Here is a 22,753-nt window from a genome sequence, read left to right as displayed (position 1 = left end):
TCGTAGGTCCTTCTCAAATGGCTACAGTACTGGAATCAAGTAAATGTGATACTAAGGACTTTTTGAAAAAAATTGGTGTTCCTATTCCGGAACATAAGAATTTTGACAATCCAGATGAAGCAAAAGAGTATGTAAAAGACTTCTACTCTGACAACCCTAACGAAAATCTTGTTGTAAAAGCAGATGGGCTTGCTGCAGGAAAAGGGTCAATTCCTTGCGATTCAAAAGCAGATACATTGAGTACAGTTGACGAACTTATGATCCTTAAAAAATTCGGTGATGCCGGAATCCGAGTTGATTTAGAGAGAAGATTGTACGGCGAAGAATTGATGTTTTTTGTATTTACAGACGGTAAAACTGTGAAGGCTTTAGAAGGTGCACAAGACTATAAACGCGCTTTTGATGATAATGATAAAGTAAATCCAAGATCTTTTGATGGGAAAAATCCTAATACAGGCGGTATGGGAGGTTATTCACCTCATCCATGGTTAGATGAAGAACTAACCGAGAAGGTTATGAAACAGATAGCACTCCCTACTATAACAAGAATTCAAGATTATGAGAGTACACAATTTGGTAAATTGAATGGAGTTGAGTACAAAGGAATTATCTACTTTGGTCTAATGATTTGCAAAGAGGGAGACCAAAAAAATCCTTATGTACTTGAGATTAATGTTAGAATGGGTGACCCAGAAGCACAAGTTATACTGCCACGGTTAAAAACAGATTTTTATGATATTTCTAGAGCAATTGTGGATGGTAAATTGAACGAGATACATTTTGAGTGGGATCCTACATACCAGTTATGTGCATGTGCTGTAAGTGGAAGAATAGGTCGATATGAGGGTTATCCAGGAAAACATCATACAAACCAAGAGATCCAAGGTTTAGATAAAGTCGACAACAATTGTTTAGTTTTTCACAATGGTACTGCTTTTGATGAAGATGGGCAGATTTATACTACTGGGGGTAGAGTTCTCACGGTCGTAGGCACAGGAAACAACTTAGAAGAAGCTAGGATACACACTTATGATAACCTAAAGAAAATTCGTTTTAGAGGAATGCGCTATAGAAGAGACATTGGAAAAATCCTATAGCAAGAAGCACTTAAATTAGTCTATCGAAGAATGGGACATGAAATAAGTTGATGAGAGAATTTATAGACGAAAAAAAATATTTTTCTGATGTAGAAGGCCCATATTCGTTGAATGATAATGCCCTTGAAGTTGCAAGTTTGCTCATACGACCACATGGGCATGAACTCTTCAAGCAACTGAGTATATATGATGATTATCTTGTTGATTTAGAAAAAAAACCAAATTATAATTCAGGATGTACACTAGGACTTCTGTTACCTTTTTTTAAAGTATTTGGGGCAACAAACAACCTGTTGGAGTCAATTTCTTCAAAAAATGTTAATTTAATGACGGGGACAAGGAGTACTTTACAATTTCTAAGAGAAAAAATGGAATGCTACTTGATAAGTACCAGCTATGAACAGCATATCCATGCATTCTGTAAGGCTACGGATTTTCCTTTCGAAAATACAGTATGCACTAAATTAGACTTAGATAACGAAAAATTTAAACTTAATGGAAGGGAAAGTGACTGGCTTAAGAAACGGGCAGAAGAAATAGTATCGCTCCCTAAAATTAAGATTCCTATAAATACTAAGAGTCGTGATGAGTTACCTGAGGATGTTTTAAGTTCCATTGAAAGATTAGACCAGATTTTCCTTGAAATGGAAAATGAATATTCGACTTCCTTTGAACTATTAAAAAGCGTAAATACTATTGGTGGATCGAAAAAGGAACAGGCATTACTCGAAAGAGCATCAGATGTTAGTAAAACTGTATACACAGGTGACAGTATTACAGACAGAGAAGCTCTTGGTCGAGTTAGAAAGGAAGGCGGATTGGCCGTTTCTGTAAATGGAGATATGTATGCAGTGAAAGAAGCTGAAATAGGATGTATTATAGATAATACAATTTTAACATCTATTGTAGTAGATGCATTTTTTAACTCTGGGAAAGAAGGATTGCAAGATCTTGTTCATAATTGGAGTTATCATGGATTAAAAAAGGCAAAGGAAGATTTTCTAGTTACTCCAGAACTTATTAACCAGCTGATTAGTTTGTATCCGAAAAAACTTCCAGAAGTAGTCATTCTGACAGATGAGAACAAAGAAGAATTTGCAAAAAGAAGTTCTAATTTTGGAAAAAAATTGAGGGAAGGAAAGGCTCATGGATAAAAATAAAATAGATTCTACTTATTGTGAGGCTTTTTATGGTTTGTATGTGAGAGTATTGGTTACTGCTGAGCGAGGGATTTATCCAGGAGATAGAATAGATCCGTATATAGAAAACGATGAACTGAGGTTTGCTGCTTACAGATCTACTTCAACACCAGCGACGGTAGTAGGTAGAACAGAAGCCGGAATTGAAGCTTGGGTACCGAAAACACAGACTCCAGATGGCCGTGAGGGTGCCATTCTGCAATTTTGGATCATGTTAAATGAAAACAAACCATTAGAAAGTCAGATTGAAAAACTTTATCGCGAGTTTTCAATCCCAGTTCGCCAAGACATTCTTTCTTGCTATACAACGAGTTTATATGATTGGTTAAAACCTAGTGAAGGTATTGAAATTGTTGGAACAATAGATACAAGAAGATACATTGGTGATTGTGGGGGAGGCTATGAACGAGTTAATACTAAAACAATCGAAGTTCCTTTAATGGGAGGCCAAGATTTTTTTGTTGATAAGAAACTAAATGTAGGAAAGGGAGTATCGGGAGCAAACCTGTGGTTCTTCTGTGATTCAGTACTTTCTGGCAGAAAGGCTGGACGTGAAGCGGTAAAAGCCATCAGCGATGTTGAAGGTGTTATTACATCGTTCTATACTTGTCCATCTGGTTCAATGGTTGCAAACTACAAAGAGATTGGTCCGCCTACTAACTACAGATTCTCTCCTACGTTGAAGAACGAAATTAAAGATTCTTTAGTTCCTGAAGGAATTGGAGCAATTCCAGAAATTGTAATCGATGGTATTTCAGTAAAAGCTGTCCGGAATGCCATGAAAGTAGGTATTGAAAGCGTTGTTGACATGGAGGGTGTAAAAAGAATTTCTGCAGGGAATTATCAAGGGAAACTTGGACAAGTTAAACTTGAACTAAGAGAAATAGTGCCAAATTTGTTTGAATAAGTGGTTTTGATGAGTTTTAGCGTTGTTGGATTCGCGGCAATCAATGAAGACAGGATAAGATATGTTGATTATGAGGTAAAAGAGTCTGAAGTTTTATCTCGTGAATCTCCAGGAGAGTTGGAAAATGATGAAAAAGCTTTTCTTGGTGGTTCAGTAGTTAATACACTTGTCGGTTTAGCAAAATTTGGATTTTCAGTAGCGGCTCTTGGAAAACTTGGAAACGATGAAACTGGAAATAGAGGCGAAAACAAATTAAAAAACTACGGGATTGAATTCTTTGGCACCAGAGATTTACAATTCAATTCAAGTGTTGCTAGAATAGAAGTCGGTAGTAATAAACAAAGGAAAATAACAATTTATCCGGGTTCTAATGATAGAATTGAGTGGGATGATGTAAATCTATACTTAGATTTAATAAGGAGTTCAAATCTCTTTCACTCATCTACGTTCGCTTGTGCGTATAGCATGTCTTCATTAAAAACCCAGATCAAACTTGCTGAAGAATCAAATAAAATGAGTCTTAGTTTCGGTATGCTTTATTGTGATCTTTTCGAAAAGGAACCATTATTAATAAAAAATCTATTGAAAGCTACTGATATTTTGATACTAAATGAAGAAGAAATTGAAAGACTTGCAAACGAGAACTATGAAGAAGCAGCAAGGAGTTTGATTAGAAAATTCAAAATAGAAGTGATTGCGGTTACGTTAGGTGATAAAGGTTCGTATGTTGTTGGGAGAACAGAAGAACATTTCATTGAATCTAGACCAGTAAACGTTATAGATACTACTGGTGCAGGTGATGCTTATTCTGCAGGATTTTTAGCTGCTTATTTGCGAGGAAAAAAATTAAGTATCTGCGGAATGTGGGGGAACAGAAACGCTGAAAGCTGTATAGGGACAAAAGGCGCAGTTGATTATCAAAAACCTGAAAAATTGAGTTAATGTGGTTGTTTAATGATTCACAGAATAAAAATTGGCTCCAAACTAGACGAAAAAGACGTTTTAGGAGAAAGTATAAAGAAAGAAATTGAAAGGTTCTTTCATTTAAAAATTGATTCTATTTTAACCCGAAAGGTCTATTCAATAGATGCTAGCTTATCTGAGAAAGAATTGAATTTAATAAAACGAGATCTTCTTATAGATGCGATAACAGAATATTTATGCGAAGAAGATATTTTTGATTGGTTAATTGAAGTAGGATATAAACCAGGAGTAACCGATAATGTTGCCAATACTTCAAAAAACATAGCAATCCCTGCGATACTAAATAGACAACTCAAAGACGATGAACATGTTTGGACATCTACCCAATATCTAATTAATAGTAAAGAACTATCAGAGAACGATGTTAAAATTATCGGAACGAAACTCCTCGCGAACCCGATTATAGAAGACATAAAAATAGCAAGTTATGACGAAATAAAAAAGAAGAGCATTGAGTTTACAATTCCTAAAATTGAAGGAAAACAAGATATTAACATAAATGCATATAATTTAAATGTTAGTGACGAAAAACTCATTCAAATCAGTAATAAAGGCGTTCTTGCTTTAAGTTTAGAAGAAATGAAGACCATAAAAGATTACTTTAATAATGAAAATGTAATCACGGAAAGAAAAAAGATAGGAATGGATGAAGTATTTTATGGCAAACCTACGGATGCTGAATTGGAATGCTTGGCTCAAACATGGTCCGAACACTGCAAGCATAAAATATTCAACGCAATTATTCGATATAGTGACCTAGAAACTGGGACAACTGAAACCATCAATAGTCTCTTTGACACCTATATAAAGAACCCAAGTAATACAATTGGCGATAAATGGGGATGGGTAGCGTCTTCCTTTCATGATAATGCAGGTGCGGTTAAGTTTAATAACAGATTGTTGGTCGTAGATAAAATTGAAACACATAATTCCCCTTCAGCATTAGAACCTTATGGTGGCGCTATTACAGGAATAGTTGGAGTAAATAGAGACCCGCTAGGAACTGGAAAAGGCGCTAAATTAATGTTTAATGTATTCGGCTACTGTTTTGGAAGTCCATACACTGAAAAAGTGCCAGCAGGCGTCTTACATCCAAAAAGAATCAGAGATGGTGTCCATAAAGGGGTAATCGACGGTGGAAATCAAAGTGGCATTCCTTTAGTAAGTGGCTGGGAGTTTTTTGATAAGAGATACATGTTTAGACCAATCGTCTATTGTGGTACAATTGGTATCATGCCAGTTGAGATCAATGGTGAAGCGTCCCATCTGAAGAAAGCCGATCATGGTGATTTGATAATTATGGTTGGAGGGCGAGTAGGAAAGGATGGAATACATGGTGCGACATTTTCTTCAGCAGAACTTGATAAAGAATCTCCTGTTCAAGCTGTTCAAATCGGTGACCCAATTACACAGAAAAAAATGAGTGATTTCATATTAGAAGCCCGAGATTTAGGATTATACAAATGCATAACAGATAACGGTGCGGGTGGTTTATCTTCTTCTATTGGGGAGATGGCTAGATATTGTAACGGATGTAAATTTGACTTAGAGAAGGTTCCATTGAAATATCAAGGGTTAGACCCTTGGGAAATACTAGTATCAGAATCACAAGAAAGAATGACATTAGCAGTTGAACCTGATAAAATCGAGCAATTTCTGGAACTAACTAAAAAAAGAAGTGTAGAATCTACAGTTCTTGGATTTTTTGAAAATTCTGGAAAATTTCATGTAACTTATGGGAACAAGACAGTTGCTTATCTTGATATGAAATTTTTACATGACGGTTTACCAAAAATGGAACTAGAAGCACTATGGAAAAGACCAATATTTGAAGAGCCTGAGTTTGAACAACCTCCTAATTTGAACGAGACGTTAGAAGAGATGTTGAAACGTTTGAACATATGTTCTAAGGAAGAAAAAATTAGACAATATGATCATGAAGTTAAGGGACTTAGCGTTATCAAGTTATTAGTGGGGGAGCAATGTGATGTACCCAGTGACGCAACAGTCTCCTTTCTTGAATATGGTAGTATGGAGGGCCTAGCAGTAGCTGAAGGGAAGAACCCCCATTATTCTGAGCTTGATACGTATCATATGACTGCATCAATTATAGATGAGGCAGTTAGAAGAATTATCGCGGTTGGGGGAAAATTACCTAGCAAAGATACTGTGTTTTATGGTTTAGATAATTTCTGTTGGAATATCTCCACTCTAAATTCTGAGGACGGTATATATAAACTCGCTCAATTAGTTCGGGCAAATCAATCCTTAGCTGATTTTTGTAAAGCGTTTAAAATTCCTTGTATTTCTGGAAAAGATAGCATGAAAAACGTTTGGAAACTAAGGGAGATAGATAATGGAACAGAAGTAGAAAGAATAATTTCGATTCCACCTACACTAATGTTCTCTGCAAGAGCCAAAATAAATGACATTAGCAAAACTGTAACAATGGATGTAAAGAAACCAGATGATTTAGTGTATGTTGTGGGTTTAACTCTTGATGAGTTAGGTGGCTCTGAATATTATTCTTACATGGGCGAAAAACTTCGAGGTAAAAGATACTTAGGAAATAATGTTCCTAAAGTTGACGCTATACGTGCAAAAAAGATCTATCAAAGTATTAGTGATGCAACTGAACTAGAGCTTCTAAATTCTGTACATACTCCAACGATAGGAGGTTTGGGTATAGCACTAGCAAAAACCGCTTTTGCAGGTGGCTATGGAATGGACATCGAATTAACGAAAGTTCCTTATGAAGGGAAGATAAGAGATGATTTCATATTATATTCACAATCGAATAGTAGATTCATCATAACTGTTTCAACTGAAAAAAAGGAACAATTTGAAAGAATAATGGGAGATAATATTTATTCACAGATAGGAATTGTTACTCAAGATAAAAGATTGAAGGTTAAAGGATTAAATGGAAAGTATGTAATCGATTCAGATTTAGACAATTTAAAGAAAGCATGGAAAAGCACTTTAGGTCGTTAAAATGAAACCAAGAGTTTTAGTTCCAGTTGGATATGGATTAAACTGTGAAGAAGAAACAGTTTACATATACAGATTACTGGGTGCAGAAGTAGATAAAGTTCACATCAACGACTTAATAAATAAACCGAAAATGCTAAGAGAATATCATGTAATTGATCTTATCGGTGGTTTTGTAGATGGAGATCATATTACTGCTGGAATAATACACGCAAATAGATTAAGATATAATCTAGAAGAGGAACTTCAAGAGTTCATTCAATCAGGTAAACTTTTAATTGGGGTATGTAACGGCTTTCAGACGTTGGTAAAAGCCGGACTCTTACCCGGATTTGATGATGATTATAAAACTCAAAGAGTTACGCTAATTTACAATGATTCCGGAAAATTTGAAGACAGATGGGTTCATCTTAGTGTAAATAAAGATTCAAATTGCATTTGGACAGAAGGTATAGAAAACCTCTACCTTCCAGTTCGACATGGTGAAGGAAAGATCAGAACCGATCCATCTGTTTTAGATGAATTAAATAGGGGTGACCAAATAGTCTTATTTTATGCGGATCCAATTGATGGAAAACCAACTATGGAATATCCCTATAATCCAAATGGCTCTAATATGGCTATTGCTGGGATTTGTGATCCAACAGGAAGAATTTTTGGGTTAATGCCACATAGAGAAGCATTTTGGTCACCTTATAATCATCCTAAATGGCATAGATTGAAACTTGACGGGAAATTACCTAGCGAAGGACCAGGTATACAAATATCAAGAAATGGAATTGAATACGTAAGAGAGCATTTAATTTAGTTAGATGGGGTCAATCACCCCCTACCAAGTAAGGGGGCTTGTTTCGTGAGGAACAAGAGTAATTGGTTGATTAGCCTAAGAGAGGTCATATAGTTTATGACGATATCTACGTTATCAGGAGAGTTAAAGAACACACCAAGGGATGCTTCTCTAGTCCCTTGCTCTGTAAACGGTGGTTTAAACAGAGAGGAAACTCTCAGTGATCATCGTATAGTACTGACTGATAACCTTGGCGAAGAGAACCTACTCCCTTGGTGTTGGGAGCGGCGGGACTTGCGAGTACCCGTCATTAAAACACACCTATGGATACCTACCCCTGTGCTCGCAGAAAGGGTAGAGTGTCCAATCCATTCCCCCAACAAGCTGGGGGGTCTTCTTGGACGGAAGTAATAAAAATGCGATATTCAGACGTAGTGGATTACGATATTTTAGATCCAGTTAAAAGGAAAGCTTTAGAATTATTTCAATCAACATTTGGAACAATTGAAGATAGATTACGAATAAGAGTCGCCCCCGTTGGTGAAACCGCAGCTGTATTGGATTTTCTTGATTATGATTTTATGTTAGCGTTTAATGTTGAGGGACTTGGAACAAAAAATGTGATTGCAGATAGAATATATCAAGAATTAACTGATAAAAAAGAAATTGCTAAAAAAATGAAGGCTAAAGAAGCCTACCGGTTTATTGGTCAAGATACTGTGGCTATGTCCCTTATAGATTTATTAGCAGTAGGTGCAGACCCAATTGCTTATGGAGATTTGATAACAGCAGGAGATTCTGATTGGTTCCAAGATCTTGAAAGGGTAGATGAGTTACTATATGGTTTTAAAGTTGCTGCAGAATTAGCAGGTTGTGCTATACCCTGCGGTGAAACCCCTACTTTACAAAATGTAGTGTATCCAGAAACCTTAGATTTAGCTGGTGCCTCTGTTGGTATCATTAAACCAAAAAGTCGTTTTATGTATGGCCAAAAGATAAAAAGTGGAGATTGTATCTATGGCCTTCCCAGCGATGGAATATGCTCAAACGGGGTTTCAAAAGCAAGAAAAATTGCTGAGAAATTACCTGAAGGATATTTCACAAAATTACCTAATGGTAGAGAATTGGGTCAGGAATTACTAACGCCTACACCTATTTATGTAAGACCAGTAATTGAAATGCTTGATCAAGGAGTAGACTTACATTATATTGCGCCAATAACTGGACATGGATGGAAAAAAATTGCAAGAGCGCGATTTCCATTCACATATGTCATTGAAAGTGTACCCGAACCACCTTTATTATTTCAAGCTCTAGTTGAATTTGGGAAAGAATACGGCTTCAATGTTTCTGACGAAGAAAACTATCAAGTATGGAATATGGGAGTTTTTTTGGTATTGATAGCACCCACAGAAGCAGAAGAAACAATAAAACAAATTGCAGAAAAATATAAAAGTGAAATATACAAACTAGGTTTTGTAGATGAAGGAGAAAAGCGGATTTTGATTAAACCTAAAAATATAGTATATTAAGAGCAAGATTGATGAATACTTCAATTTAGGAATTGATAAACTATTGTATATCAAGACAATAGAGATTTTGCTAATATATTTTCTTTGAAAACAAATAGAGAAAACAGGAGCTATGTTTTATGCGAAATAGAAAGATCCTAATGATTCCAGGCCCTTCTGAGGCTCATCCTGATGTTTTAAATGTATTATCACAACCAGTTATGCCCCATTATGGAAATGAATGGGGGGACATATATGAAGATACTTGCCAACAACTCAAAAAAATCTTCAACACAAAACAATCAGTTATTATTCTTGCTGGACCTGGAGGCTTAGGTTTAGAACTGTCTGTTGCAAACTTAATTGAACCAGGCGATAAAGCAATTGTTGTCCATAATGGGTTTTTTGGAGAACTATATGGACGAGTAGTTGAATTATACGAAAGTATGCCTGTTGTCACAACAAGAAATTATGGAGAGGCCGCTGATGTTAATTCAATAAAGGAAAAGTGTGAGCAAGAAGATATTAAAGCAATTTTCCTGGTTCATAATGAAACATCAACAGCTGTAGCAAATCCAGTGAAAGAAATAGGTGAGATAGCAAAAAAGAATGGTATATTGTATGCTGTTGATGCAATTTCATCTTTTGGAGGAATGGAGCTTCGATGTGACGATTGGAACATTGATGTATGCGTAGGCTATGCAAGTAAAGCGCTAGGCAGCATTATGGGCGTTACTCCAGTGATGCTCAGTGAAAAAACATGGGAAGTAGCTAAAAACAGAAAACAGCCCATTAGAGGTAGATATTTGAATCTCAATGTATGGGAGGAATACATAGAAGAATTGACAGAAATAGGGCATCCATTTCCTGCATCTGTGCCAACTTCAGTAGTACTGGCACTAAGAAAAGCAATTGAATTAGCGCTAGAAGAAGGACTTGAGAATAGATATAAGAGGCACGCAATTTCAGCTAAAGCCGTTCGCGCAGGAATTCGAGCACTTGGTTTACAATGTCTGCCAAAAGAAGAAATCGCTTCTGACACGGTTACAGCCTTCAGATTACCAGATGAATTAAATGAAGACGAGGTTAGAAGAATCATTAACGGGAAGTATAATATCATGGTTTCTCTCATGAAAAATCTAATTGGTCTTAATGGCATTAGAATTGGACATATGGGTGTGACTGCCTCACAGTTTTATGTGATACCTACTCTAGCCGCTTTAGAACAAACTCTCTCTTCACTTGGTTTTAAAACAAAACCTGGGTCTGCAGTTATAGCAGCAATGGAAGTATATGGACAACACAACGCAATACAACAAGCAAAATGAAAAAAATAAGGACATAGAAGTCTAGGTTCCCGTGAAGTCGTGATAGTAAGTTATTTGTCTATTATCTGTTGGATTCATTCCTGTTATTTATAAACTCTGAAGATCTGTTTAATGTACTCAACTGAGTTCAAAATCTATTTGACAAATTTCTGCTGGGCGTAAAGCGATGCGCTTAACTTGAGGGCTCTTACCAGTCACTAAATTGATTGCACCTCGTAGTATTCCTCCTACTGGACAGGCAGTATGCCCCTCAAGGTCATAACCACCAACTCGTCGTGGACAAATAAGACATTGCTGAACTGCAATATGAGCGGAGTTATTGTCAAAGGAAATTTCGAGATCCTCTGCAATTCGTACCTCGTCAAGGACACTTTCAATGACTTCACTCTTAGAAGAATTGGTATTAATTTTCTTTTGATTTAACAATTCTTTGGCAACTTCTTGCCCCATCCAAGTTGCTAACACATCCATGGAACCCTGTGGGCCAAAATCAGGACTTAAAATATGAGTTCTTGACTTGACGAGTCCGACTCCTAAGCCTATAACCATCCGATTTAAGAAATTCCTGCTGTAATCCTTCCTTCGAAAGAACCTAAATAAATCCATGAAATAATACTCTCCTTAAAGTTTTTTAATTAATCCGTCATTTACATAACGTTCGCAAATTGATTGTAGTTGTGGAATGTCAATTCGTTCTCCAAGCATTTCTTCAAAGGTAGCTATCCGTTGTCTTAGATGACGCAATGAAAGTGTTCCAGCATCACAAAGTACTCGGAGAATTGTTTTGTCTAATATGAAAGAGGTTTTTTCCCTTTCTTTAACTTCATCATAAGTATAAAGGGCTTGATAGTGAGGTTCTCCACTCTGGAGCACTATTTTACGTGCCCTTGCATTCCATTCTTGTAATAGTTCATGTCCTATTTGCTGGTAATTTTCATTTAAACTTCTAGAAGTTACAAGTCCACTAGAATGTTTTTCTAGGCAAACAATCGCAAATTTCTCACTCATTTCGTTGAGGCATGACTCTGCAATTTCATGAGGGACACTCATAGTGGTAACAAGCACGAATGTGCGACTTTTATTTGTATCGCGGAGAAGATAGAGTTGTTTTTCACGAAATTCAAGTCGTGATAATATATTGCCTTGCCAATAAGTCGAACTGACTTCATCTATTGCCGACATGATTCCAGCGGCCATAGTATCATTCCACATAGCATCAGGAGATCTTGCTTGACAAAGGGGCACTCCAGTCTCATCTAGGACTAAAAAAACGTCAATCAGATCTATAACCTCCTCTAGTTACCGCACCCAAAGGTAAGATAAAAATCTTCTGGTAAATTGCTTCTCATTTCAAACCTAATTTGTGCTAAGATAACTCTAGGAAAACGTTTTAAGGTAGTAAGGCATTTTCCTCTTCATTCGTTACTTAGTTAAGACAATACTAATATTCCAGGTATTTTCAATATCTAAGATACAATAGACAATTGAGTTTTTTATTCTACAAATTTATGTCGGAGTAAGTGAATTATTGAAAGAACAAAAACCAAAAATCATTGATATTAATCGCAAAATTTTTTGAATAGTCTACTTAAATACCATGAAGTTAAAGTAATACAAAATTTCAGTTTTTCCAATTCATATATCAGAAAAATCTCGAAGTGTCAATAAGACTTCTAGTGAACGAAACATATCTTCAGAAACGCCAAATCTTAATAAATCTCTCCATATTCTAACCATTTTGAAACCCAATTTTTTTGATGATTCGAAAGCATCATGTTCATCATTTTCCCTAAACTGCCACCTAATTTGATTAAAAAGTGTTTGATAGGCTTTTTTAAGTTCTCTGGTTTTAATTTTTTGTGCGTCTTTCGTTTCTAAATCACAAATAATCTTATCGCTCGTTTTATCAGAGATTAATTTAAAATTGTTATATATATTAGTTTGTAGTTTTAACTTATTTAGAATTTCTTCTAAAATTGAGCCCACTTGTTTCATTGTTGCCAGTTTTATACTTTTAAAATAGAAAATATACTCATTAATTAGCCACTCATAGAACATTTTAATGTCTTGCTTGAGTTCTATTTCATCTTTTAAGTCTGGTAAAGCACTTGATTTTAGATTTTCTAATGAGAGATCAGTATGAAATAATTTTGAACCCTCTGTTCCCCTGTGTGCAAGATCTGCGTCGAAATAACTAAGTACAGCATGAATTTCTTCATTTTCTTTGCATTTGTGAAGAAATATACCAGAATACAGTCCTCCTCCCCTGGGATGTAATTGTTCTTTCTTAATAGGATGTTTGATTGTAGTTTTACATATTTCACAATACTCTGAAAAAATCTTTTGTTTAGACATTATCCTGTCACCCTGCTATAAATCGCATTCAATAGTTGAGTAAATACGTTTTCAACGTTTTCTCCAGTTTTAGAACTTGTTTTAATAAGCGAGTTAGCCGATAGATCGTATATTTTTATGAATTCCAAAATTTGTTCATCATTTATTGCTTCGGCACCCATTTCCTTAACAAGATCTAGTTTTGATCCCATAAACATAAGATCTGTATTGTCAATTTTCTCTCTGATAATATCATACCATTCATGGAGATTAAATAAACTAGAGATTCGTGTAAGATCAAAAGCAAATATTATCCCTTGTGCCCCCTCACAATAACTGGGTAAAATAAATCGAAATCTTTTTTCACCCCCGAAGTCCCACACTTGAAGTGTAACCATAATATTTTCACGTATTTTTTTTTCAAAAAGATAAAAAGATGTACCGATAGTCTTCTTTGTGTCTTCAACAAACTTTTTGGTAGCGTATCTATTTATAAATGTCGTCTTTCCAACGCCTCCTTCTCCTACGACAAGTATTTTGAATATATAGGTTTTTTTTTCGCTCTCCAAAGATTTCTACCTCTACAGTTACAGTTGGCTACTCCTTCTTTAATTTTGATTATCATAAGATCTTTGACGACACCGTCATATATATTTTTTATGCTGTTATTGCAGCACTCGACGTCAAAACAAATCTTAAAATTCTTCAATACCAATCAAGTTTACAAACGTAGCCACAATTAATTTAAGTCTGTTAGCTAGAATAAATTGATAAACTTTTAGATCATATGGACGGATTTTTTATGAGTATTCCTAAAGAAGAATTCAGTGAAAGGGTTGCGAAAGCGAAGAAAATGATAGAAAAAAGCGATTTAGGATATCTAATTGTTTCTTCTGTACCGGATATGACCTATCTCTCTAATTATACTCTATACACTGGGGCTGCGAGTGTCCTTATTCCAAAGGAAAACGAACCTGTGCTTTTGATAGATCAAGATTGGGACCTCTTAAGAGCTAAAGAAATCTCAGGTATTTCAGACACACAAGCTACTTCAGACCTAAAGGTTGGTGTTCCAGAGATTCTTAAAAATACCTATGTTGACGGTAAAATCGGGATTGTTGGCTGGAGCAATTTCCCTACTCCTCTCTACTTAGCCATCAAAAATAAATTTCCAAATGTAGAATTTATAGACGCAACAGATATTATAAGAACCTTAAGGATGATAAAAAGTCCTGCTGAGATATCATGCTTAAAAAATGCAGCAAGAATAACAGATGCTGGTGCAAAAACAGTCACCGAAGCTTTAGAGATAGGTAAAACAGAACTTGAAATAGTGCTCCAAGCAGAAGCCACTATGAAATTAGCAGGTGCTCGTGAACTGTCATTTCCGACAGTTCTTGGATCAGGGGATAGAACAGAGTTAATTGTTCCTCAGCCAACGGAAAAGAAGATAGAAATGAATGACCTCATTCTAATGGATCTTGGAGGTAGATATAATGGATATTGCGCAGATATTTCAAGAACAAAGATCGTTGGAACCCCAACTCAAGAACAGAAGGATCTCTTTGAAGTCGTGCTACAAATGCATAAAGAGGCTATTGAGACAGTGAAACCCGGGGTTAAGGCCTTTGAGGTGCACGAAGTTGGAAAACAGGTTGCACAAGAAGCCGGCTATGGAGAATATGTTGTGCATCTAATAGGACATGGTTTGGGGCTAGAAGAACACGAACCCCCCATACTTGAAACGGAAGAAACTGAACTAGTTCCAGGAATAGTTCATTCGATCGAGCCAGGCCTTTATGTACCAGGGGTCGGTGGGATAAGGGTTGAGGATACGGTTTTAGTGACTGAAACTGGTTGCAAATTATTAACTTCATTTGACAGAGATCTTTGAATTTCAGATGACACTCCCAATAATTAAAAAGGTATAGATGTACATGTAAAACCCAGTCTATCCAATTCGAGAGGTGAGTAAATGTCTGAACATCCTTTAAAGATTATTGAAACGCTCGATCCAGAACTTCACAAACTTGTACAGAATACTGCTGAATTTGCCCTTGAGGATGGTGCATTACCTCAGAAGTTTAAATTTCTTCTTGCGATGGCTCTAGATGCAGCTCATGGTGCAGTTCGAGGGGTAAAATTTTTAGCTCGAGCAGCAATGCAATCAGGTGCGACAAAAGAAGAGGTTATGGAAACATTACGTGTCACTCATTATGTTAGTGGTGCAGGGAGTATCTACACGGCAGCACAAGCACTAGGAGAGTTATTTTAACCAAAAAATTTACCGAGCGCTTGTTTTCACCCTTTTTGAAAGCAATAAAGGTGAATGGTTTGCATATTGATACTCACATTCATGCTGACGGGATGAGTGAAGATGAACTGAGAGAAATGGTTTCAAATAGTATAAACCGTGCAATTACTTGTGCATATTTTCCCGTGGAACCAAATTACCCCCAGACTTTAATTGACTTTTTCACAAGGCTTATTGACTACGACGTGCCTAAAGCCCGGGAATGGGGGTTAAATCTATACGCAGCGATAGGAATTCACCCTCGTTCCATCCCAAAAGCCGGCTTTGACATGATAATTGAAGTTATGAAAACCTTATATGAACATGAATTTGTAGTTGCCTTTGGTGAAACAGGTCTACAACTAGGTTCAAGCAAAGAAATTGACGCTTTAAAATCACAACTCGAACTAGCAAAAGATTTTGACTTTCCTATAATAGTCCACACTCCTAGTGCCAACAAACTCAAAATTACAGAAAAAACTTTACCTACAATTGATAAAATTCGAATCAATCCCGAATTAGTAGTCTTAGATCACGTTAATGCCGTAACTATGCCTAAAGTGGACAAATCTGGTTATAATGTGGGGCTTACAGTACAATCTGGTAAATTACTACCTGAAACTGCCGCTGATTTGGTTATTCAATATAGTGATAATAATACTATCGTGCTAAATAGCGACAATGGCTTTCGTAAGTGTAATATCACGAGTGTTGCACAGACGATTGAAAGTCTAAAATCTCATGGAGTTGAAAAAAATCTTCTAGAAAGAATATCTCATAAGAATGCTGAAAGAATCTTCAAATTTTAAAAACTAATCATACTCCGTTAGGTTTTCTTTTTTGCGGCTTCTAATTTACTTTTCAAAAGTTTATTGTTAGGATCGATTTCCAATGCCTTCTTTAAACATTTAATTTCTTGATCAAGATTTCCAATTACCCCATAAGCAACAGCCATATTATACCATGCCCTTTCATGTTGAGGGTTGAGTTCTATTGCTTTTTCACAATTTTCGATTACCTTTGTATGATCTTGAAGTGCACCATAAGCTAGTGCCATAGCGTTCCATGCTTCTTCCAAATTAGGTTTGATTTTTATAACTTTTTGAAAGCACTCAATCGCTTTATTATGCTCACCAAACATGCCGTAAGTAACACCCATATTGTACCAGACCTTATAGTGTTTTGGATCAATCTTTAACGCTTTTTCGTATTCACTTATTGCTTTTTGGTACTGATTTTGTACAAAATACTCATATCCTCTTTTGAAGTAATCGTCTACTGACATGGACCTCCCTTCCTCAGTGTACTCGCCATTTTTTTCGACTAAAAAGTTTTTTGAACCTTCCCTTTTTTTCAGTTCTTGGTTCCATTACTTCTTCTATAACTTCTGAATTACTAGTATAAAGTTGTTCCATTTCATTCTGATTACTTGAAATTTCTTCAGTTTCAACTTCTAAGTTATCACTTTCGTTAATTAATCCTTTAGGGTTGGATGGGGAGTTCTCCACCATTTTAGTGAAATTATCTAACATTAAAGACTCTTGTAGTTTCATTTTATTTGAAAGATGCAAAATTCTATCTGATTTTTCTGTAGCATCGGCTTGCAACGACATTGAACAACAGGTCTGAAACGAAGGTTTCCCATATTCTGAAATAAATAACCATGCCTCTTGATATGGGCTTTTGTCATTTCGTAATTCCAAATAGCGGTCGAATTCAGTTCCCCCTGTTTTTACGCCATCATGTAATTTGATTATTAATTCACGAGGATATTCTGATAGAAAATCAACAAATTCTATGAATTCTCCAACACTCACACGTTTTTCAAGCCGGACTTCTCTAGCGACTTTCAAAGCAAAATCAACTGCTTGCTTCAATTGTTCGATCCCATGTTTTTGATAATACTTATAAGCAGTAGCATGCGCCTCAATAAAACCTCTTTTCTGAAGAAACTCTTCTACGTGCAATTCGCCAAGCCTGATTTGATTTTGAAGTAACCTAACATGGATTTTTCCAAGTCCAGCTATCACGTCTACAGCGTTGCGAAACTCAATTATACTCATATCTAGATCACTTGATTCTTCTTAAGAAAGGCACTACTTCGTTGTATTTTAATGTTTTTAGAACAATTATCACTTGCTAGAATCAAACAAAATCAGAATTTTAGGATGAGAAGTTTTTTAACAAGCTCTTGGAGAAAAAAATACTTGTATATCCTTTTTTTTGATTAAGGAAATAAAAAATAAAAACATGGTGACATTATCTGCGTTCTTTAGTAGACTAGACTTAACAACATCCAGCACATTTGGATACAGCTGACATTCTTCTTTTTGCTTTTTTCAAAATAATCACCTTTGTACTAACAAGGATTTTTTTTAAAAAAGAATTTCGATTAAGGTAAAGCAAGCCAATGATTCTTGAAAACTAAATGAAGATATCATTTAAAATTCAATTTTCAAAAGTGTTGGCAGGAGTTTTTTAATAATTTAAAAAGCTAATAAAACTAATCTTAAATAAAACTATCATTTAAAGAAATCATTTTTCATTTCTACCGCTAAGACTATTCAAATTATTGTCATAATCTATAATATAGCATTACCAAATAGGTTAGTTTTATATACTTATCGATCCATATCAATATATAGATATAAAAAAGGTATAGTTTGTGGGAACGTCATTTCCTGAAAATTACATACTGATGATCTGATTTTCGTGAAGTATTTCGTGTCTATTAGCCTATATGCTCATCGTTAAACCTATACAGAAAACTAATATTAGGGGAATAAAAAATGAGTGATATAGAGATTGAAAGAAGAACTAAAACTAATGAAGACATCAGCTTCTGTAGGGAAATTCGCTGTAATGAATGTGGCTCACTTAATGTTGTTTGTGATGATACTCGGGGAGAGATCATTTGTAATGACTGTGGATTGGTTATTGAAGAACATATGGTTGATACAGGGCCAGAATGGCGTAGCTACACGGCGGAAGAACGAAAAAAGAGAGACCGTGTAGGCAGCCCCATGAATTATTCTATACATGATAAAGGCTTGTCCACAATTATTGGTCCAGAAAATAGAGATAGTTATGGAAACAATCTGGCACCTCGTCGACGAGCAGAAATCTATAGATTGAGAAAGTGGCAACGACGTACTAGAACGCACAGTTCAAGGGACCGAAACCTTATACAAGCTCTTAGTGAATTAGATCGCCTAGCAAGTCAAATGGGCATTCCAAAATCCATTAAAGAAGAAGCAGCCATTATTTATCGAAAAGCATTAGAAAAAAAGATGAGTAGAAGCACTTCAATAGAATCCTTGGTTGCTGCTTCGCTTTATGCAGCCTGTAGAATTAGACAAATCCCCCGTACTCTTGATGAAATTGCAGAAAAGTCACATATTAGTAAAAAACAACTGGGACAAGCGTTTCGATTACTTGCAAGAAGAGTTAACATGTCTATTCCGTTAAGTACACCAATAGACTTTGTCCCAAGATTTGCTAATGACCTAGGTCTCTCAGTAAGTGTATCTAGCAGAGCTAAAAAACTTCTGAAAAAAGCAAAAGAGGCAGGTATTACCGCAGGCAAAGATCCAACTGGAATGGCCGCTGCCGCGCTCTATATTGCTGGAATATTAGAAGATGAAAGAAGAACACAGCGAGAAATTGCGCGGGTAGCACGAGTCACCGAAGTTACAGTTCGAAATCGATATAAAGAGCTAGTAAAGTATCTCCAGATTGCAGTTGCAACATGAAACTCCTACAGAAGCTTTACTCTTTTTTTAACTGAATTTTTTCTTATACTGAACTGATTTCACTTTTTAAAATTCTCTTTCAACATTTAAGTTGAAAAAAATTGACTTTTTTTGCGTTAAATTATACCAACGATATGTTTATGCTTAAGAACTAACAGAAAGTTATGAATTTGTTAACTCTTTTTTGATTGATAAATATCATCACTTGTTTTACTTTTTGCTTAATGCTGTTAATTGACTTAGAAATTAAACTAATAATAGAAATACTTTTACTTTCACCGATCTCTCTATATTTAAAATACAAGATTTTACAAGTATATGTGAGATAGGTGATTATTATGGTTGAACTGGAAGAACTACCAGGTGTAGGCCCAGCAACAGCTGTAAAATTGAAAGAAGCAGGATACGCGTCTCTTGAAACATTAGCCGTAGCTTCACCCAAAGAACTATCAACTGCTGTCGATATTGGTGAAACTACCGCTCAAAAAATAATTCAAGCGGCACGTGAGCAATTAGAAATAGGATATTCCACAGCTCTAGAATTCTATGATACACGTAAGGCTGTTGGGCGTATAACCACAGGTAGTCAACAATTAGATGCAGTACTAGGTGGTGGTGTAGAAACCAATGCCATTACTGAATTTTATGGGCCTTTCCGATCAGGTAAGCCGCAACTTTGCCACGAATTATGTATAAAGGTACAACTTCCTCCAGAAAATGGAGGATTAAGTGGTGCAGCCTTATATGTTGATACTGAAGGTACTTTTCGTCCTGAACGTATTGTTCAAATGATGGAAAAGGAAGATCTTGAAATTGATTCAACCTTACAGAATGTAGTCTATGCAAGAGCATACAATAGTGATCATCAGATTTTACTTGTTGAGGAATCAGCAGCTATAATTAAGGAAAAGAATATTAAATTAGTTATTGTGGATGCACTGACTAGTTATTTCAGGAGCGAATATACTGGTCGTGGAACACTTGCAGAGCGACAACAGAAACTTAATAAACACTTACACCAACTGCTCCGTCTTGCAGAAGTGAATAACTTAGCAGTTGTGGTCACCAATCAAGTGATGTCTAGACCAGATATGTTCTTTGGCGATCCCACAGCTCCCGTTGGTGGGCATATCGTAGCCCATGCATGTACTACACGTATTTATTTGCGTAAATCCAAAGGAGATCGACGGATTGCACGAGTAATCGATAGCCCCTGCCTTCCCGAAGCTGAGGCTGTATTTACAATCCAAGAAGGCGGTATTGGAGACCCATAGAACTTTTTTTCTTTTTCTTATGGCGTAGAAAGTTGTTAAATCATCTCATTCATTAGAAGTCTAGATTAGTGCCCAAAATTAGAGGCAAAATGGAAAATAGAAATGATTTCGAGTAAAATATGTGCTCTTTAACAACTTTAAAATGTTTAGATTTACCTTTATCCCAAATTGTCCATTTAGAAAAGCATCATAAAGATTTTTGTGGACATCGACTATATGAAAGAACTTTTCTAGAAATCAATCAATAAGACAAATAATTTTTTTATTTTCACCGCTAAAATTTTACATTTTTTCCTTATAGTATCAATTTAAATACTTTATCTCCTTATATAGTAAAAAACTAATGATATTTATAGGATCTTTGGGAAAGTGCGAGAAAATTATGAGACCTTTTTTTAGAGAGGCATTATACGCACTAGAATAGTTGCGTCTACCCTTTAACTAATTTAGTTCTTTGATAAGTTAAAGTAGAGGCAGTTGCTAATAATGGAGGATTGGTAATCATAGAAAAGTGTCAATTAAAACATGATGAAAATAAGTGTTCTGAGTTTGAATGTGGATCAATTAACCTCGTTTTTGATGACTCCCGAGGTGAACTTATCTGTGATAAGTGTGGTCTAGTTATCGAAGAACATATAATTGATAGAGGACCTGAATGGCGAAGTTTCACAACTGAAGATCAAAAGAATAAAAGCCGCGTAGGAAGCCCTATTAATTATACTATTCACGATAAAGGATTATCTACAACACTTGGTTATGGGTACCGAGACGCCAAAGGAGGAAAAATCGCACCAGTGAGACGAGCAGAAATCTACAGATTGCGAAGGTTGCAAAGAAGAGCACGGATTACCAATTGTAGGGAACGAAATCTTGTTCAAGCATTTAGAGAGTTAGGCCGCTTATCAAGTCAATTGGGTATTCCAAGATCTACGAAAGAAGAAGCAGCAATTATTTATAAAAAAGCGTGGGAGACTAAAATGGGAATAGGCATATCTACAGACGTTATGGTTGCTGCTACACTTTATGCCGCCTGTCGAATCAGAAAAAATCCTCTCACCTTAGATGAAGTTGCAAAAAAAGCACGAATCAGTAAAAAAATACTTGGTCAATGGTTTCTGCGTCTTAAAAAAACGATAAATCTTTCAGTACCATTAAACACGCCTCGTGACTTTATATCACGCTTTTCTAATGAATTAAAACTCTCAGACAAAGTCGCCAGGAGAGCCATAAAAATCCTTGAGGATGCCAAAGACGAAGGTATCACAACAGGAAAAACGCCAACTGGATTAGCTGCTGCTGCACTTTATTTTGCCGGAGAACTTGAAGATGAAAGAAGAACAAAACTAGAAATTGCAAAGGTAGCACAGGTCACAGACGTAACCATAAGAAATAGATACAAGGATTTAGTAAAAAATCTTGAAATAGAAGTTACAGTGTAAGTGCTTTTAAACCATTTTTATTTTATTCCATTTTCTTTTCAATAAATTCTCCAATTTTTCTAGTTAGATTTCTAAATACTTATTCGCCCTTAAACTCAATAACTTCTTCGCAGTACTGGTTTCCCATTGGTATTGCCTTCGTGAGCTTGTATATTATCTTAAGATAAGGATATTAAAGTGTGTTATTAAACTTAAATACCAGAAATGCTATAGAATATTCGGAGATGGTGCTATGGCAAAAACCGACGTATTGACAAGGGATGATTATAGTATATACACAATCTAAGCTTTTGAATTCTTCTGTACCAATGGTACAAAACCTTCTAGCAAAGGTTTGACAGCATTTAAAAGTTTATTAGGAGACTTTGTTTTAGATTTTTTCATTCTACGGCATGGATGAAAATTTTAAAAAAATAAAAAATTTCAAAGAATTCAAATGGTGTTTAATAATGAAGAAGAACACAATTATATTAGGTCTCGTTTTTCTTCTTATTATTCTCATTTGTACACCAAATATAACGAGCGCAAAGCCTGCGGAAAGAAAAGATTGGCACGAATTTGAGGATGAGGATGAGAATGTAGAATTAGTGATTATTACATATTTCACCTCCGATACCTTGAAAGAAACTGAAAGGTCAAATCTTCTTATCGAGGCAAAGATAAAATTCAAATCATCCAATATTGTTAATATAACGATAGCTGCACCTTATAGCATTATAGAACATCCCACTCGTAATGAAACGAGATATGAGTCAGTATTTTATGCCGATCCAGAAGATTCTGTAAGAATATCAAGTTTGTTTAAGGAATTATGCTTATTATATAGTCCTAAAGAGCAAGAGGCGAATATTATGGGG

General features: G+C 35.7%; 22 protein-coding genes. 16 read left to right on the top strand and 6 right to left on the bottom strand.

Going from position 1 to position 22,753, the window contains the following annotated elements; all coding sequences use genetic code 11:
* The 9 genes from purD to QVB70_RS04590 form a co-directional block, all read left to right on the top strand.
* The coding region (gene purD / locus QVB70_RS04630) for a phosphoribosylamine--glycine ligase (protein WP_287583861.1) at positions 1–1,097 on the top strand (1,097 nt) is incomplete at its 5' end.
* A 50-nt stretch (positions 1,098–1,147) separates the two neighbouring features.
* Positions 1,148–2,251, top strand: coding sequence for a hypothetical protein (locus tag QVB70_RS04625; protein ID WP_287583858.1), 1,104 nt, complete (start codon positions 1,148–1,150; stop codon positions 2,249–2,251).
* On the top strand, positions 2,244–3,203 hold the full coding sequence (locus QVB70_RS04620; RefSeq protein WP_287583856.1) for a hypothetical protein: 960 nt from the start codon (positions 2,244–2,246) through the stop codon (positions 3,201–3,203). Before QVB70_RS04625 ends, QVB70_RS04620 begins: the two co-directional genes overlap by 8 nt.
* A gap of 9 nt (positions 3,204–3,212) precedes the next feature.
* Entirely contained in the window at positions 3,213–4,145 is a 933-nt protein-coding gene (locus QVB70_RS04615; protein ID WP_287583854.1) for a carbohydrate kinase family protein, read from the top strand.
* A gap of 12 nt (positions 4,146–4,157) precedes the next feature.
* Positions 4,158–7,181 carry an AIR synthase-related protein gene (locus QVB70_RS04610; RefSeq protein ID WP_287583852.1) on the top strand — a complete coding sequence of 1,008 codons (3,024 nt, stop codon included), beginning with the start codon at positions 4,158–4,160 and terminating at the stop codon, positions 7,179–7,181.
* 1 nt (position 7,182) lies between these two features.
* Complete coding sequence (locus tag QVB70_RS04605) at positions 7,183–7,986, top strand: phosphoribosylformylglycinamidine synthase subunit PurQ (RefSeq protein ID WP_287583850.1); 804 nt, start codon at positions 7,183–7,185, stop codon at positions 7,984–7,986.
* Positions 7,987–8,082: 96 nt separating this feature from the next.
* On the top strand, positions 8,083–8,376 hold the full coding sequence (locus QVB70_RS04600) for a hypothetical protein (RefSeq protein ID WP_287583848.1): 294 nt from the start codon (positions 8,083–8,085) through the stop codon (positions 8,374–8,376).
* Positions 8,377–8,381: 5 nt separating this feature from the next.
* Positions 8,382–9,497 (top strand): AIR synthase-related protein, encoded by a 1,116-nt coding sequence (locus tag QVB70_RS04595; RefSeq protein ID WP_287583846.1) that lies wholly within the window; start codon positions 8,382–8,384, stop codon positions 9,495–9,497.
* 119 nt (positions 9,498–9,616) lie between these two features.
* Positions 9,617–10,804 (top strand): alanine--glyoxylate aminotransferase family protein, encoded by a 1,188-nt coding sequence (locus QVB70_RS04590; RefSeq protein ID WP_287583844.1) that lies wholly within the window; start codon positions 9,617–9,619, stop codon positions 10,802–10,804.
* Positions 10,805–10,921: 117 nt separating this feature from the next.
* Here QVB70_RS04590 and QVB70_RS04585 read toward each other — a convergent pair whose 3' ends face one another.
* The 4 genes from QVB70_RS04585 to QVB70_RS04570 all read right to left on the bottom strand — a co-directional run bounded on the left by QVB70_RS04585 (position 10,922) and on the right by QVB70_RS04570 (position 13,707).
* A complete protein-coding gene (locus QVB70_RS04585) occupies positions 10,922–11,410 on the bottom strand; it encodes a hypothetical protein (RefSeq protein ID WP_287583842.1) in 489 nt (162 codons plus the stop codon).
* A 15-nt stretch (positions 11,411–11,425) separates the two neighbouring features.
* The gene (locus QVB70_RS04580) at positions 11,426–12,049 is read right to left on the bottom strand and encodes a hypothetical protein (protein WP_287583841.1); all 624 of its coding nucleotides are present in this window, start codon (positions 12,047–12,049) and stop codon (positions 11,426–11,428) included.
* Positions 12,050–12,439: 390 nt separating this feature from the next.
* On the bottom strand, positions 12,440–13,159 hold the full coding sequence (locus tag QVB70_RS04575; protein ID WP_287583839.1) for a hypothetical protein: 720 nt from the start codon (positions 13,157–13,159) through the stop codon (positions 12,440–12,442).
* Entirely contained in the window at positions 13,159–13,707 is a 549-nt protein-coding gene (locus QVB70_RS04570) for a Rab family GTPase (protein WP_287583836.1), read from the bottom strand. Before QVB70_RS04570 ends, QVB70_RS04575 begins: the two co-directional genes overlap by 1 nt.
* 233 nt (positions 13,708–13,940) lie before the next feature.
* Here QVB70_RS04570 and QVB70_RS04565 point away from each other — a divergent pair, with 233 nt between their 5' ends.
* The 3 genes from QVB70_RS04565 to QVB70_RS04555 all read left to right on the top strand — a co-directional run bounded on the left by QVB70_RS04565 (position 13,941) and on the right by QVB70_RS04555 (position 16,240).
* Positions 13,941–15,032: a Xaa-Pro peptidase family protein gene (locus tag QVB70_RS04565; protein ID WP_287583834.1), complete on the top strand. Its 1,092-nt coding sequence runs from the start codon at positions 13,941–13,943 to the stop codon at positions 15,030–15,032.
* Positions 15,033–15,113: 81 nt separating this feature from the next.
* On the top strand, positions 15,114–15,413 hold the full coding sequence (locus QVB70_RS04560) for a carboxymuconolactone decarboxylase family protein (RefSeq protein WP_287583833.1): 300 nt from the start codon (positions 15,114–15,116) through the stop codon (positions 15,411–15,413).
* A gap of 59 nt (positions 15,414–15,472) precedes the next feature.
* Positions 15,473–16,240 (top strand): TatD family hydrolase, encoded by a 768-nt coding sequence (locus tag QVB70_RS04555; RefSeq protein WP_287583831.1) that lies wholly within the window; start codon positions 15,473–15,475, stop codon positions 16,238–16,240.
* A gap of 17 nt (positions 16,241–16,257) precedes the next feature.
* Here QVB70_RS04555 and QVB70_RS04550 read toward each other — a convergent pair whose 3' ends face one another.
* Together QVB70_RS04550 and QVB70_RS04545 are read right to left on the bottom strand one after the other, a co-directional pair.
* Positions 16,258–16,716 (bottom strand): tetratricopeptide repeat protein, encoded by a 459-nt coding sequence (locus tag QVB70_RS04550; RefSeq protein WP_287583830.1) that lies wholly within the window; start codon positions 16,714–16,716, stop codon positions 16,258–16,260.
* Positions 16,717–16,729: 13 nt separating this feature from the next.
* Positions 16,730–17,494, bottom strand: a complete 765-nt coding sequence (locus QVB70_RS04545; RefSeq protein ID WP_287583829.1) for a hypothetical protein — start codon at positions 17,492–17,494, stop codon at positions 16,730–16,732.
* Positions 17,495–18,220: 726 nt separating this feature from the next.
* On the opposite strand from QVB70_RS04545, the gene QVB70_RS04540 reads away from it, so the two are divergent.
* From QVB70_RS04540 to QVB70_RS04525, 4 genes are all read left to right on the top strand, one after another.
* The gene (locus tag QVB70_RS04540) at positions 18,221–19,183 is read left to right on the top strand and encodes a transcription initiation factor IIB (protein WP_287583827.1); all 963 of its coding nucleotides are present in this window, start codon (positions 18,221–18,223) and stop codon (positions 19,181–19,183) included.
* A gap of 338 nt (positions 19,184–19,521) precedes the next feature.
* Positions 19,522–20,457, top strand: a complete 936-nt coding sequence (radA, locus tag QVB70_RS04535) for a DNA repair and recombination protein RadA (RefSeq protein WP_287583824.1) — start codon at positions 19,522–19,524, stop codon at positions 20,455–20,457.
* A gap of 494 nt (positions 20,458–20,951) precedes the next feature.
* Positions 20,952–21,896 (top strand): transcription initiation factor IIB family protein, encoded by a 945-nt coding sequence (locus QVB70_RS04530; protein WP_287583822.1) that lies wholly within the window; start codon positions 20,952–20,954, stop codon positions 21,894–21,896.
* A 449-nt stretch (positions 21,897–22,345) separates the two neighbouring features.
* The coding region (locus QVB70_RS04525; protein WP_287583819.1) for a hypothetical protein at positions 22,346–22,753 on the top strand (408 nt) is incomplete at its 3' end.

Origin of the sequence: Candidatus Borrarchaeum sp., assembly GCF_019058535.1 — an archaeon.
Lineage (GTDB): Archaea > Asgardarchaeota > Sifarchaeia > Borrarchaeales > Borrarchaeaceae > Borrarchaeum > Borrarchaeum weybense.
This window is presented reverse-complemented; position numbering and strand designations above follow the sequence as displayed.

Coding starts and splice junctions, on each gene's coding strand:
- QVB70_RS04625 (WP_287583858.1), top strand. CDS start 1,148: ATGAGAGAATTTATAGACGAAAAAAAATATTTTTCTGATGTAGAAGGC.
- QVB70_RS04620 (WP_287583856.1), top strand. CDS start 2,244: ATGGATAAAAATAAAATAGATTCTACTTATTGTGAGGCTTTTTATGGT.
- QVB70_RS04615 (WP_287583854.1), top strand. CDS start 3,213: ATGAGTTTTAGCGTTGTTGGATTCGCGGCAATCAATGAAGACAGGATA.
- QVB70_RS04610 (WP_287583852.1), top strand. CDS start 4,158: ATGATTCACAGAATAAAAATTGGCTCCAAACTAGACGAAAAAGACGTT.
- QVB70_RS04605 (WP_287583850.1), top strand. CDS start 7,183: ATGAAACCAAGAGTTTTAGTTCCAGTTGGATATGGATTAAACTGTGAA.
- QVB70_RS04600 (WP_287583848.1), top strand. CDS start 8,083: ATGACGATATCTACGTTATCAGGAGAGTTAAAGAACACACCAAGGGAT.
- QVB70_RS04595 (WP_287583846.1), top strand. CDS start 8,382: ATGCGATATTCAGACGTAGTGGATTACGATATTTTAGATCCAGTTAAA.
- QVB70_RS04590 (WP_287583844.1), top strand. CDS start 9,617: ATGCGAAATAGAAAGATCCTAATGATTCCAGGCCCTTCTGAGGCTCAT.
- QVB70_RS04585 (WP_287583842.1), bottom strand. CDS start 11,410: ATGGATTTATTTAGGTTCTTTCGAAGGAAGGATTACAGCAGGAATTTC.
- QVB70_RS04575 (WP_287583839.1), bottom strand. CDS start 13,159: ATGTCTAAACAAAAGATTTTTTCAGAGTATTGTGAAATATGTAAAACT.
- QVB70_RS04565 (WP_287583834.1), top strand. CDS start 13,941: ATGAGTATTCCTAAAGAAGAATTCAGTGAAAGGGTTGCGAAAGCGAAG.
- QVB70_RS04560 (WP_287583833.1), top strand. CDS start 15,114: ATGTCTGAACATCCTTTAAAGATTATTGAAACGCTCGATCCAGAACTT.
- QVB70_RS04550 (WP_287583830.1), bottom strand. CDS start 16,716: ATGTCAGTAGACGATTACTTCAAAAGAGGATATGAGTATTTTGTACAA.
- QVB70_RS04545 (WP_287583829.1), bottom strand. CDS start 17,494: ATGAGTATAATTGAGTTTCGCAACGCTGTAGACGTGATAGCTGGACTT.
- QVB70_RS04540 (WP_287583827.1), top strand. CDS start 18,221: ATGAGTGATATAGAGATTGAAAGAAGAACTAAAACTAATGAAGACATC.
- radA (WP_287583824.1), top strand. CDS start 19,522: ATGGTTGAACTGGAAGAACTACCAGGTGTAGGCCCAGCAACAGCTGTA.